The organism is Streptomyces plumbidurans, assembly GCF_019857225.1.
In the GTDB taxonomy this organism is placed as follows: domain Bacteria; phylum Actinomycetota; class Actinomycetes; order Streptomycetales; family Streptomycetaceae; genus Streptomyces; species Streptomyces plumbidurans.
This window is the reverse complement of sequence record NZ_JAFJSY010000063.1, coordinates 1-12778: the sequence shown is the minus strand read 5'-3', so window position 1 is coordinate 12778 and position 12778 is coordinate 1. Positions and strand designations below refer to the sequence as shown.

The window sequence follows — 12778 nt, the reverse complement described above, 5'->3', positions numbered from 1 at the left end:
CTCACGCGGAGGCGCGGCGTACCAGCGTCGTCGGCAGGACCACGCTGGACGGCGCGCCCTCGGCGTCCTCGGCCACTGCCCTGTGGCCGAGCCGGCGCAGCAGCAGCCGGGCCATCAACCGGCCCATCTCCTCGATGTCCTGGCGGACCGTCGTCAGCGGCGGCTCGGTCTGCTCGGCGACCGGCAGCACGTCGTCGAAGCCGATCACGGCGACGTCCTCGGGCACCCGCCGTCCGCTCTCGCGCAGCACGCGCAGGGCGCCCGCGGCGGTGAGGTCGTTGGCGGCGAACACGGCATCCAGGTCGGGACGGCGTTCGAGGAGTTCGCGCATCGCGCGTTCGCCGCCCGCCGGGGTGAAGTCGCTCTCCACGACCAGCTGTGGATCGGCGTCGGCCATCATGTCGCGGAAACCGTCGAGCCGGTCCGCCGCGGAGGTCTGGTCGAGCGGGCCGGTGATGTGCGCGATGCGGGTGCGGCCGAGGCCGGTGAGATGGCGTACGGCCTCGCGGGCCCCTTCGCGGTTGTCGCAGTCGACGTAGAGCGCCTCGCTGCGGCCGCCGCTCCAGTCGGGCCGGCCGCCGAACACGGTCGGTACACCGGCGTGCTGGATGAGTCCGGGGAGCGGGTCGTCGAGGTGCAGGGAGAAGACGAGCGCGCCGTCGACATGGCCGCCGGCGAGATAGCGGCCCACCCGGGCGTGGTCGTCGCGGCCCTCGACGAGCAGCAGCACGAGCTGGTTGTCGTGGGCCGTCAACTCCTTGCTGATGCCGCGCAGTTGGAGCGCGAAGAAGGGGTCGGCGAAGACGCGGGTCTCGGGTTCGGCGATGACCACGGCGACGGCGTCGTGCCGTTTGGTCACCAGGCTCCGGGCGGCCTGGTTCGGCACGTATCCCAGTTCCTCCACCGCGCGCCGGACCCGGGCCACCAGGGGCTCGCGCACCCCGTCCCCGCCGTTGACCACCCGGGAGGCGGTGGCCCGGGACACTCCCGCGCGGGCGGCCACGGCCTCCAGGGTGGGGCGCGGCGCTGTGTCGGTCACTTCGGGGCTCCTCATCGGCGGGATGCCGATCAGGATAACGCCAGGCGGGCGGGGAGGTGAGAGCGCTCACAGGGCCCGTGGTCAGTGGTGATGCGGTTCGTACCCCGGAATCGTGCCGTCCGTCTTCTTCACCAGGAACAGCCCGGCCATCCCCATGTCGGAGTGGCTCTGGACATGGCAGTGGTACATCCACGCGCCCGCCCCGACGCCCTCGCCCGCGATCACCTGGAAGCCGAAGGAGTCCGCCGGGCCCACGATCTTGGTGTCGATCACCTGGCTGGGGTCGTCCGGGCCGGTGAGCATGCCCGTGCGGTTGTCCGCCCAGCGATGACCGTGCAGGTGGAAGGTGTGGTAGTACTCGCCGTGCGTGATCATCACGATCTCGACGCGGTCGCCCACGGTGGCCTCGAAGTCGGGTCCCGTGTGCGGCGGCCGGTTGTTGATCGTCATGTCGTTGAAGACGATGGTGTGCGTCGCGTCGGGGAGGATGTCGCCCTTGCGGCGGACGACCACCGGGCCGTACAGGCCGTTGCGGATGCCGCCCGTGCCGTGCTCGGTGCCGACCGCGTGGTCGTGGTAGTGCCAGTAGCCCGCGCTGCCCGCCCGCCAGGTGCCGTCGGAGCGCCGGGCGGGCTTGTGGGTGCGCCAGGTGTAGGTGCGGGTGCCGCCGGGCTCGACGGCGCTGTGGTTCAACTGCGTTCCGTCGCTGGAGACTTCGTAGTCCAGACCATGCACGTGCAGACTCGCGGTGACGTCCATGGTGTTCTCGAACTCGATGTGCAGGGTGTCGCCCTCGTTGAGTTCGATCAGCGGCCCGGGGATCGTCGCCCGGCCCTTCTCGAAGCCGTAGCCCATCTGCCCGTCGGCGAGCTTCTCGGCGTAGAGCTTGATGTGTCTGACCTCGCCGCCTGCCGGGGCGGTCCTCGCCGGGGCCGAGGCGCTCGCGGACTCCGGGGTCAGGGACAACGATGTCGCCACCGCCGCACCGCCCAGGAGCATGCTCCGCCGGTTGAACCCACGTCTGTCCATGCAGAACTCCCCACCCTGGTACGGAATTTGCGAGACGAAGCTGTGGTGAACCTGTGAGACGGTACAGGCCCCACAAGCGTTTATCCACACTCAGGACAAAGTTCGTTCCATCGCGGTCATAGGTATTGGCGAGTCGCGCAAAGGGGTCTAGCTTCCTTGGCGTTGTTGCTGTGACCGAGGAGGTGCCCATGCACTTACGAGGGTTGAGCACAAGAAGCGCGAGAAGACGGACCTGGGCGGCGACCGTGTCGGCGGGGGTGCTGGGTGCCGGACTGCTGTCGGGCCCGGTCGCGCACGCCGGCCCGGCCCCCGAACCGTCTTCGACAACGATGTCCGTCAAGTCGCCACCGGGCGGCGCGAATGTACGGGTGCTGATCTTCTACGGTTCCGCCGCGGCCGGGGACGAGTCGCCGGTCGTGAACGCCGGTATCGAGGCGATCGAACGGATCGGCCTGTCGGGGCCCGCCAACCAGCACTTCAAGGTCGAGGCCTCGGACAACGCCTCGGTGTTCACCAATGAGAAGAAGCTGGGGCGTTACAACGCGATCGTGTTCCTGACGGGCGGGGGCGACGTCCTCGATCCCGAGCAGGAGGCGGGGCTCGAGGCCTATATGGAGGCGGGCGGCGGTTTCGTCGGCATCCATGACGCGGCGCGCGCCGAGCCGTACTCGGACTGGTTCACCGGTCTGGTCGGCGCCCGGCCCGCAGCCTCCAGCCCGACCGCCGTGCAGCGCGCGGTGGTCGAGGTCGGCGACCGGCAGCATCCGGCGACCAAGGACCTGCCGCTGGAGTGGAAGCGGCCCGACCAGTGGTTCAACTGGGTCAAGAACCCCTCGGGCGACGTGCACACCGTGGCACGGGTGCGCGAGTCGACGTACAAGCCGGGGGCGAGCGCCAACGGCTGGGATCACCCGGTGAGTTGGTGCCGTGACTACGACGGCGGGCGCTCCTTCTACACCGGCATGGGCGGCACGGTCTCCTCGTACGACGAGACGGACTTCCGCGACCATCTGCGCGGCGCCCTGCTGTGGACGACGCGGCTGGTGCAGGCGGACTGCAAGGCGACGATCGACGCCAACTACAAGGCGGAGCGCCTCACGCAGCCCAACCAGCCGGGGCAGAACGACCAGATCGGCGAACCGCACGGCCTGGTCACCGCTCCCGACGGACGAGTGCTCTACATCGGCCGCGGCGGCGCCGACGCCTCCCAGCCCGTGATCACCGACTGGAACAACCCCGACGTCGGCAAGGGCAAGGGCCAGATCCATGTCTACGACCCGAGGACCAAGAAGGTCACGCTGGCGGGCGAGTTGACGATATTCGGCAACAAGGGCGGCGGCGACGAGCTGGTCAAGGTCGAGGAGGGCCTGCTCGGCATCGAGCTGGACCCGGGCTTCGAGCAGAACGGCTGGGTGTATCTGCACTACACACCGCACTCGCAGCTCAACCGCGACACCCAGATGGCCGAGCGGCGCGTCTCCCGCTTCACGCTCGACCTCGCCACCAACAAGCTGGACCTGAGCAGCGAGAAGGTGCTGCTCAAGTGGCCGGTGCAGGTGCACAGTTGCTGCCACGCGGGCGGCGGAATGGCCTGGGACTCCAAGGGCAACCTGTACATCGCGACCGGCGACAACAACTCCAGTGGTTTCAGCGACGGTTACTCCGGCAACAACCCGCAGCCGAACTACAAGGGCGTCTCCTTCGCCGACGCGCGCCGCACCGCCGGCAACACCCACAACCTCAACGGCAAGATCCTGCGCATCCACCCGGAGCCGGACGGGACGTACACGCTCCCGGAGGGCAATCTCTTCACCGGCAAGGAGACCGCCGAGGGCGGCGGCAAGACGCGCGGCGAGATCTATGTGATGGGGGTCAGGAACCCCGCGCGGATCTTCGTCGACAAGAAGACGGACACCCTCTACGCCGGCTGGGTCGGCCCGGACGCCGGCGCCCCGTCGACGACCTGGGGTCCGGCCAAGTACGACACGTTCGCGGTCATCACCAAGGCGAGCAACCGCGGCTGGCCGTACTGCATGGGCAACAAGCAGCCCTACCGCGACCGCAATCTGCCGGACCCGAGCAAGCCGCTGGGCTGGTACGACTGCGACCACCCGAAGAACGAGTCGCCCAACAACGACGGCCTGGTCAACCTGCCGCCGGTGACCGGCAACAACATCTGGTACTCGCCGCAGGGCGGCGCCCCGGACTACCCGCGCGACGCGAACGGCATCCCCTCGTACAAGCAGGAGGAGGCCACGTATCTGCTGCCCTGGCTCAAGGGCGGCGGCCAGGCCGCGATGAACGGGCCGGTCTACCGCTACGACGCGGCGAACACCAGCGACACCAAGTGGCCCTCGTACTGGGACGGCAAGTGGTTCGTCGGTGACTTCTACGACGCCGACCAGCCGCGCAACGCGGTGCTCACCGACCCGAAAACGCAAGGGGACGGCGGGCTGCCGGTGCACTCGGAGTCGCTGAAGAAGATCGTGCCGATCGGCAACGACGGCATCAAGAACCTCATGGACTGGAAGTTCGGCCCGGACGGTGCGCTGTACGTCCTCGACTACGGCCGCGGCTTCTTCACCTCGGACGCCAAGTCGGCGCTGTGGCGGGTCACTTACACCGGCGGCGGGCCGACCCCGGCCGCCGACCAACTGGCGAGGGGAGGGCAGTGATGCGCCGACTGCGGCACCGAAGACTCCTGACGGCCCTGCTGGCCGCCGTACTGATGACGCTGGGTCTGCAGTCGACGGCCGGCGCCCAGCCCGAACGGGCCGGAGGGGCGGCCGCCGAGCAGACCCTCACCTGGACCGCGGGTGACGACATCACCAAGTACGCGTCCGTGCCCACCACCGCGGTCGCGGGCCGGGCGACGGTCGTCTTCGAGAACAGCGCGGCGACCGGCAACACGATGGGCATGCCGCACACGCTGACGTTCGTGACCTCGGACCCGGAGTTCAACAGCGACGTCGAGCTCAACATCCTCGCCAACCCCGACGACGACCAGGGCGGCCGCCACACCGCCGAGGTCACGCTCACCCCGGGCCGCTACTTCTACCACTGCACGATCCCCGGCCACGGGCAGATGCAGGGCATCCTGACGGTGGCCGAGGGCGGCGGCGAGGACACCACGGCGCCGGAGACCTCGGCGGCCGTGAACGGCACGCAGAACTCGCAGGGCCAGTACGTCGGTTCGGCGAGCGTGGCGATCACGGCGACAGACGCGGGCGGCTCTGGTGTCGACCGTGTCGAGTACGCGATCGGGGACGACGGCGCCTGGCAGCCGTACACCGCCCCGGTCGTGGTCGACCAGGTCGGCGACCACACGGTCCGCTACCGGGCCACCGACAAGGCGGGCAACACCGCCGCCGAGAAGAGCGTCTCGTTCACGGTCGTGGCACCGCCGACAAACGACACGACGCCGCCGGACACCTCGGCGACGGTCAGCGGGGACAAGGACGCCGAGGGGAACTACCTCGACATGGCCACGGTCACCGTCTCCGCCTCCGACACCGGCTCCGGGGTCAACACGGTGGAGTACGCGGTCGACTCCGGCGCCTGGCAGCCGTACACCGCGCCTGTGATGGTGCATCAGCTCGGCACGCACACCGTGCACTACCGGGCCACCGACAAGGCGGGCAACGCGGCGGCGGACAAGAGCGTGCAGTTCACGGTCGTCTCGCCGCCCGCGCAGGACACCACCGCGCCGGTGACGGGCGTCAGCGTCGACGGCACGCGCAACTCGGACGGGGCGTACGTCGGCAATGCCAGGGTCACCGTGAGCGCGGTCGACGAGGGCGGTTCGGGCGTCGACCGGATCGAGTACTCCCTCGACGGCGGCCCGTACCTCGCCTACACCGCCGCCGTGACCGTCGACCGCGCCGGCAGCCACACCGTGGCGTACCGGGCGAGCGACAAGGCGGGCAACACCTCCCAGCCGCGCACCGTGAGCTTCACGGTGGTGGCCGGCGGCGGGGTGCCCGCGCCCAACTGCCCGGAGTACGACGAGCGGTTGACTGTCATCGTAGGCACGGTCGACACGGGTGTGCCGAACCGGGTCACCAACAACCGGTGCCGTATCAACGAGTTGATCGAGGACGAGAAGGAGTGGACGTCCCACGCGCTCTTCCTCAAGCACGTGAGGACGGTCCTCGACAAGCTGCTCAAGGAGGGAAGCGTCGACCGGCGCGAGGTCAAGGCGATCCAGAAGGCCGCCCGCCAGTCCGGGATCGGTGAACCAGGTCAGACCCAGGGCTACCGGACGATCTTCGACGGCACCGCCGAGTCCCTCGCCAAGTGGGAGCAGGTGGGCGGCGGTTCGTTCGCGCTCAACGCGGACGGCTCGATCACCAGCGGCACCACCAAGGACGGCCTGGGCATGCTGTGGTTCCCGCAGCGCAAGTACGGCGACTTCTCGCTCAAGCTGCAGTGGCGAGACGACGCTCCGGGCACGGGCAACGCCAACTCCGGTGTGTTCGTGCGCTTCCCGTGGGTCCACGACAACCCCGAGGAGCCGCGGCCGGAGTGGGCCGCCATCAAGTTCGGGCACGAGATCCAGGTGTTCGACTCGCCCACCGGCGACATGTACAAGACGGGCTCGATCTACGGCTTCGACCGTGTCGGGCTCGCGGGTGCCGGTGTCACGCAGAAGGGCACCTGGAACGACTACGAGATCCGCGTGGTCGGTCAGCACTTCTCGGTCTACCGCAACGGCGTGCTGATCAACGAGTTCGACAACACCGGCGGTCAGGTCTTCGAGCCGCCGCGCTCGGACGACCCGGGCACCGACGGACGGCGGTTCGCCTCCGGCTATGTCGGACTGCAGGTGCACAGCACGACGGACGTGGTGTCCTTCCGGGACGTCCGGATCAAGGAGTTGTAGCGTCCCCCGGGGGCGCCTCCGCCGGGGGCGCCCCCTTCTTCGCCCGGCTCGGCTGCACCCGCTTGGGCTCCCCCGGCATCTTCGGATACTCGGGCGGGTAGGGCAGATCCCCCAGTCCGTGGTCGTGCTCGTCCTTCCGGGCGAGTTCGAGCAGGGTTTCCAACGAGTAGCGCGTGTCGTCCATGTCCGCGTGCACGTCGCCGAGTTCGGCGATGCGCGCGGGCATGGTCACGATGTCGAAGTCCTGGGGATGGGCGACGCCCACCTCGTCCCAGCGCAGCGGCGCGGAGACGGGGGCGTGCGGGCGGGGGCGTACGGAATAGGCGGAGGCGATGGTGCGGTCGCGCGCCGTCTGGTTGTAGTCGACGAAGATGCGCTCGCCCCGCTCCTCCTTCCACCACTTGATCGTCACGTGGTCGGGCATCCGGCGCTCCAGCTCCCGGCCCACCGCGATGGCGGCCCGCCGGACCTGGGTGAAGGTCCAGCGCGGTTCGATCGGCACGAAGACGTGCAGGCCGCGACCGCCGGAGGTCTTGGGGAAGCCGCGCAGTCCGCCGAACTCGTCGAGGACGGCGCGCAGTTCATGGGCGGCGCGGACGGCGTCGTCGAAGTCGGTGCCGGGCTGCGGGTCGAGGTCGATGCGCAGTTCGTCGGGGCTGTCGACGTCGTCGCGGCGCACCGGCCAGGGGTGGAAGGTGAGTGTGCCGAACTGGGCGGCCCACAGGACGGCGGCCTGTTCGGTGGGGCACATCTCGTCGGCGCTGCGGCCGCTGGGGAAGGTGATGTGGGCGGTCGGGATCCAGTCGGGCATGTTCTTGGGCGCCCGCTTCTGGAAGAAGGACTCGCCGGTCACCCCCTCCGGGTAGCGCTCCAGGGTGGTGGGCCGGTCGCGCAGGGCGCGCAGGATGCCGGGGCCGACCGCGATGTAGTAGCGGGCGAGGTCCAGCTTGGTGTAGCCGCGCTCGGGGAAGAAGATCTTGTCCGGGCTGGACAGCCGGACCGTGCGGCCGCCCGACTCCAGTTCCACCGCTGCACCCATGCGGCCACGGTAGGCGCACCCCGCGAACCTCGCATACTGGGCGACAAGTGACGTATGCGAGCAGAATCGGACCCATGGATCTGCCGGTGATGCCGCCCGTGAAACCGATGCTCGCCAAGTCGGTGGCGAGGATCCCCCCGGGCATGCAGTACGAGGCGAAGTGGGACGGGTTCCGGGCGATCGTGTTCCGCGACGGGGCCGAGATCGAGCTGGGCAGCCGTACCGGAAAGCCTCTGACCAGGTACTTTCCCGAGCTGGTGGCGGCGCTGAAGGAGCGGGTGCCCATGCGCTGCGTGCTGGACGGGGAGATCGTGATCGCCCGCGAAGGGCGGCTCGACTTCGACGCGCTCAGCGAGCGCATCCACCCCGCCGACTCCCGGGTGCGGATGCTCGCCGAGAAGACTCCGGCGTCCTTCGTGGCCTTCGATCTGCTGACCCTCGCCGACGAGTCCCTGCTGGACGTGGAGCTGACCGACCGGCGGGCGCTGCTGAGCCGCGCACTGGAGGGCGTCACCGCACCCGTCCACCTGGCGCCGGCGACCACCGACGTCGAGGAGGCGCAGGGCTGGTTCGAGCAGTACGAGGGCGCGGGCCTGGACGGCGTCGTCGCCAAGCCGCTCACCCTGCGCTATCTGCCGGACCAGCGCGCCATGTTCAAGATCAAGCACGAGCGCACGGCGGACGTCGTGGTCGCGGGCTACCGCTTCCACAAGAGCGGCCCGATCGTGGGCTCGCTGCTGCTCGGCCTGTACGACGACCAGGGCCGCCTGCAGCACGTGGGCGTGTCGGCCGCCTTCGCGATGAAGCGGCGCGCGGAGCTGGTCGAGGAGCTGGAGCCCCTGAGGATGGAGGACGCGTCGGATCACCCGTGGGCGGCCTGGGCCGACGAGGCGGCGCACGAGACGGCCCGGCTGCCCGGTGCGCCCAGCCGCTGGTCGGGCAAGAAGGACCTGTCCTGGGTGCCCCTGCGGCCCGAGCGGGTGGTCGAGGTGGCCTACGACCACATGGAGAACGGCGCCCGCTTTCGGCACACGGCCCGTTTCCGCCGCTGGCGCCCGGACCGCACGCCCCAGAGCTGCACCTACGCGCAGCTGGACGAGCCTGTCCGCTACGACCTGGACCAGATCCTCGGCTCACCCGACTGACCCGCGCGCCCCGACCGGCTCAGGGCTGCATCAACACCTTCACGGCACCGTCCTTCTTCTGCTGGAACATCTCGTACGCACGCGGCGCGTCCGCCAGCGGCACCCGGTGGGTGGCGAAGTCGTCGACGCCGAGCGGGTCGTCGTCCGTGAGGTACGGGATGATCTCGTCGCTCCAGCGGCGGACGTTGGCCTGGCCCATCCGGACCTGGACCTGCTTGTCGAACAGGGTGAACAGCGGGATCGGGTCGGCCATGCCGCCGTAGACACCGCTGAGCGAGATGGTGCCGCCGCGGCGCACCAGCTCGATCGCGGTGTACAGGGCGGCGAGCCGGTCGATGCTGAAGCGTTCGGCCAGCGGTGCGCCGATCTTGCGCGGCAGCATCGCCGAGGCCTGCTGGGCCAGCCGGGCGGCCGCGCTGCCGTGGGCCTCGGTGCCCACCGCGTCGATCACCGCGTCGGGTCCGCGGCCGTCGGTCTTGTCGCGGATCGCGGCGACGAGCTCTTTGTCGTTGTCGAAGCTCCGCAGGTCGTACGTGTCCACGCCCCGCGCCCGGGCCCGGCGCAGCCGCTCGCTCACCAGGTCCACCCCGAACACCTGCCCCGCACCGCGCACCTGGGCGACCCGGCAGGCCATGTCCCCGATCGGCCCGAGGCCGAGCACAGCGACGCTGCCGCCCTTAGGAATGCCCGCGTACTCGACCGCCTGCCAGGCGGTGGGCAGCACGTCGGAGAGATAGACGAAGCGGTCGTCGGCCGGGCCCTCCGGCACCTTGATCGGCCCGAACTGGGCCTGCGGCACCCGCAGGTACTCGGCCTGCGCACCCGGCACCGCGCCGTACAGCCGGGTGTAGCCGAAGAGGGCGGCGCCCATGCCCTCGCCGGAGACCTGGGTGGTCTCGCACTGCGTCGGCAGTCCCGTCAGGCACATCCAGCAGTTGCCGCAGGCGATCTGGAACGGCACGACGACCCGGTCGCCGACCGCGAGGTCCGGCACCGCGGGCCCGACCTCCTCGACGATGCCCATCGGCTCGTGCCCGAGGATGTCGCCGGGTGTCATGAACGGTGTGAGCACTTCGTACAGATGAAGATCGGAGCCGCACAGCCCCGTCGACGTGATGCGGATGACGGCGTCGGTGGGTTCCTGGATCTTCGGATCCGGTACCTCCTCGACGCGCACGTCCCGCTTCCCCTGCCAGGTCACAGCCTTCATCTCGTGACGCTCCCTCCGTCGCTCCGATGCGTCCGCTTGGCGGTTCCGCCCGGGTACCCGGGCCGGTGCCGGCCGAAGCAGGTCAGGGCCAAAGGGCGTATTCAACGCGCACAATCAGAACCGAGCGGGTATGGCCATCAATGAACGTATAAACGCACAATCATCTACACGGGATGTGGTGGCCACGTGAGCATGAGACGGACGGCGCGCCCACGACGCGCCTCGACGACGGTGGCGCTGCTGGCCGCCACGATGACGGCCGCGCTGGCGGCGGGCTGCACGGCGCAGCACAGCCAGTCCGACGACAAGCGCAGTCGGGGGCAGGGGCAGCACACGCCCGCCCCGCACCACAGCGTCGACGCCGCCGGTTCCGTACTCGCCGTCAAGATCGACAACGCGCCCGGAGCCCGCCCCCAGACCGGGCTCGACTCTGCGGACATCGTCTACGCGGAACAGGTCGAGGGCGGGCTGAGCCGTCTGATGGCGGTGTACGCCACCACGCTGCCGAAGGTCGTCGGGCCGGTACGCAGCGCCCGCGAGTCGGATCTGGAGCTGCTGCGCCAGTTCGACGAGCCGACGCTCGCCTTCTCCGGCGCGCAGCACAAACTGCTGCCGCTCATCGACCAGGCCCCCCTGCAGGCCGAGCCGCCGGGCAGGGCGTCCAAGGCCTACTTCCGCGGCACCGGCAAGGCCGCCCCGCACAACCTCTTCCTGCGCCCCGCCCGCCTGATGCCGTCGGCACCCGGCCCGGCCGCGCTCACCACCGGCTTCCGCTACGGCGCCGCCCCCACCGGCGGCAAGGCAGCGAAGGCGCGCACGGTCCGCTACCCGGCCGCCGGCTTCACCTTCACCTGGTCCCCCGGCCTGCACCGCTACCTGGTCGCGATGGACGGAACGCCCACCGTGACGACCGACGGGAAGCGGGTGGCACCGGCGACGGTCGTCGTGCAGTACGTGAAGGTGCACAAGTCCGCCTTCCACGACTTCCTCGGCAATTACACGCCGTACACCGAGACGGTGGGGTCGGGCAGGGCGGACGTCCTGCGCGACGGACGGGTCTACGACGTCAACTGGAAGCGCGGGACGGCCATGGACGGTACGTCGTTCACGACGAAGGACGGCAAGCCGGTCAACTTCGCCAAGGGCCAGGTGTGGGTGGTGCTGGCACAGGCCTCATGACCTGTGCCGCCCGCTCACCCCTGAGCCACGAGGGGTTCCGCAGGGTTGCGGAGCCCCTCGGCCGCGTCGGCGACCCGGCGGATCAGATCGAAGAACATTGTCTGCTCGGCGGCGGACAGCGGCGCCAGGAACACCTGGTTCATCCGTGCCGTACGCACGGTCAGCTTGCGATGGGTGCGCAACCCTTCCTCGGTCGGGCGCAGCAGAAAACGACGGCCGTCCTGCGGGTCGCGCACCTTGTCCACCAGCCCGCGCCTGCCGAGCCGGCTGATCACCTCGGCGATCGTGGACCGGTCGAGCCCCACCCGCTCCCCCGCCGTCCGCTGGTCCAGGCCCGGCTCGGCGACGAGCGCGTTGAGGACCGCGAACTGCGGCGAGGTGATCTCCTCCGAGACCATCGCGTTCCACAGCAGGTAGTGGGCCTGCTGCAGCCGCCGGGCCAGGTGCCCGGGGTGGGTGGTGAGGTCCACCGCGGCCATGTGCGCTCCCGAGGTCGAATTCGTTGGTGCACTGACGATACCCGGACGGCGTGTGGGCTGTCTGTACCGCCGCATCGACCACTGACCATGGACTTCATCAGGGTCTTGACGCCTCGCATCGACAGTGACAGCGTGAAGGAAACTTCACCGAAATGCTCAGTGCCCTGATTAATTGCTGACCGGGCGCTCGGACGGGATGGGGCTTCACGGATGGACAAGGTGGTCGCCACGGCCGCTGAGGCGGTGGCGGACGTGCCGGAGGGCGCGTCGTTGGCGGTGGGCGGGTTCGGCCTGAGCGGGGTGCCGAATGTTTTGATCGGGGCCCTGTTCGAGCGAGGTGTGGGGGGTCTGTCGGTGGTCTCCAACAATTGCGGGGCGATGGAGACGGGGCTCGCGGTGCTGCTGGCGGCGGGCCGGATCGCGCGGGTGACCGGCTCCTACATCGGGGCGAACAAGGAGTTCGCCCGGCAGTACCTGGCCGGTGAGCTGGAGGTGGAGCTGATCCCGCAGGGCACGCTCGCCGAACGGCTGCGGGCCGGCGGTGCGGGGATCCCGGCCTTCTTCACCCCGGCCGGGGTGGGCACCCAGGTCGCCGACGGCGGACTGCCCTGGCGCTACGACGGCAACGGCGACGTGGCGCTGGCCTCACCGCCCAAGGAGGTCCGGGAGTTCGACGGGGCCGAGTACGTGCTGGAGCGGGGCATCCGCACCGACTTCGCGCTCGTGCGGGCCGCCCGCGGCGACCGGCACGGGAACCTGGTGTTCAACAAGTCGAC

At 70.0% G+C, this 12778-nt stretch carries 10 protein-coding genes; 5 read left to right on the top strand and 5 right to left on the bottom strand.

What is annotated here, in order from left to right; genetic code table 11:
• Position 1: 1 nt before the first annotated feature.
• A complete protein-coding gene (locus JYK17_RS30510; RefSeq protein WP_108015821.1) occupies positions 2–1039 on the bottom strand; it encodes a LacI family DNA-binding transcriptional regulator in 1038 nt (345 codons plus the stop codon).
• 81 nt (positions 1040–1120) lie between these two features.
• A complete protein-coding gene (locus JYK17_RS30505) occupies positions 1121–2068 on the bottom strand; it encodes a multicopper oxidase domain-containing protein (RefSeq protein WP_128801375.1) in 948 nt (315 codons plus the stop codon).
• A 188-nt stretch (positions 2069–2256) separates the two neighbouring features.
• On the opposite strand from JYK17_RS30505, the gene JYK17_RS30500 reads away from it, so the two are divergent.
• On the top strand, positions 2257–4743 hold the full coding sequence (locus JYK17_RS30500) for a ThuA domain-containing protein (RefSeq protein ID WP_206660135.1): 2487 nt from the start codon (positions 2257–2259) through the stop codon (positions 4741–4743).
• The gene (locus tag JYK17_RS30495) at positions 4743–6950 is read left to right on the top strand and encodes an OmpL47-type beta-barrel domain-containing protein (protein WP_108015818.1); all 2208 of its coding nucleotides are present in this window, start codon (positions 4743–4745) and stop codon (positions 6948–6950) included. Before JYK17_RS30500 ends, JYK17_RS30495 begins: the two co-directional genes overlap by 1 nt.
• On the opposite strand, the gene ligD is transcribed toward JYK17_RS30495, so the two are convergent.
• On the bottom strand, positions 6937–7989 hold the full coding sequence (gene ligD / locus JYK17_RS30490; protein WP_222811624.1) for a non-homologous end-joining DNA ligase: 1053 nt from the start codon (positions 7987–7989) through the stop codon (positions 6937–6939). The genes JYK17_RS30495 and ligD overlap by 14 nt on opposite strands.
• 74 nt (positions 7990–8063) lie before the next feature.
• Between ligD and JYK17_RS30485 the strand changes: the two genes are divergently transcribed.
• Positions 8064–9134, top strand: coding sequence for an ATP-dependent DNA ligase (locus JYK17_RS30485; RefSeq protein WP_222811623.1), 1071 nt, complete (start codon positions 8064–8066; stop codon positions 9132–9134).
• Between the two features lie 19 nt (positions 9135–9153).
• Here JYK17_RS30485 and JYK17_RS30480 read toward each other — a convergent pair whose 3' ends face one another.
• The gene (locus tag JYK17_RS30480) at positions 9154–10344 is read right to left on the bottom strand and encodes a zinc-dependent alcohol dehydrogenase (RefSeq protein WP_108015815.1); all 1191 of its coding nucleotides are present in this window, start codon (positions 10342–10344) and stop codon (positions 9154–9156) included.
• A gap of 192 nt (positions 10345–10536) precedes the next feature.
• On the opposite strand from JYK17_RS30480, the gene JYK17_RS30475 reads away from it, so the two are divergent.
• Positions 10537–11523, top strand: coding sequence for a DUF3048 domain-containing protein (locus tag JYK17_RS30475; RefSeq protein ID WP_108015814.1), 987 nt, complete (start codon positions 10537–10539; stop codon positions 11521–11523).
• A gap of 14 nt (positions 11524–11537) precedes the next feature.
• Here the strand turns inward: JYK17_RS30475 and JYK17_RS30470 are convergent, their stop codons facing one another.
• Entirely contained in the window at positions 11538–12002 is a 465-nt protein-coding gene (locus tag JYK17_RS30470; RefSeq protein ID WP_108015813.1) for a MarR family winged helix-turn-helix transcriptional regulator, read from the bottom strand.
• A gap of 210 nt (positions 12003–12212) precedes the next feature.
• On the opposite strand from JYK17_RS30470, the gene JYK17_RS30465 reads away from it, so the two are divergent.
• Positions 12213–12778 (top strand): CoA transferase subunit A (locus tag JYK17_RS30465; RefSeq protein WP_222811622.1); only part of this gene is annotated, 566 nt, incomplete at its 3' end.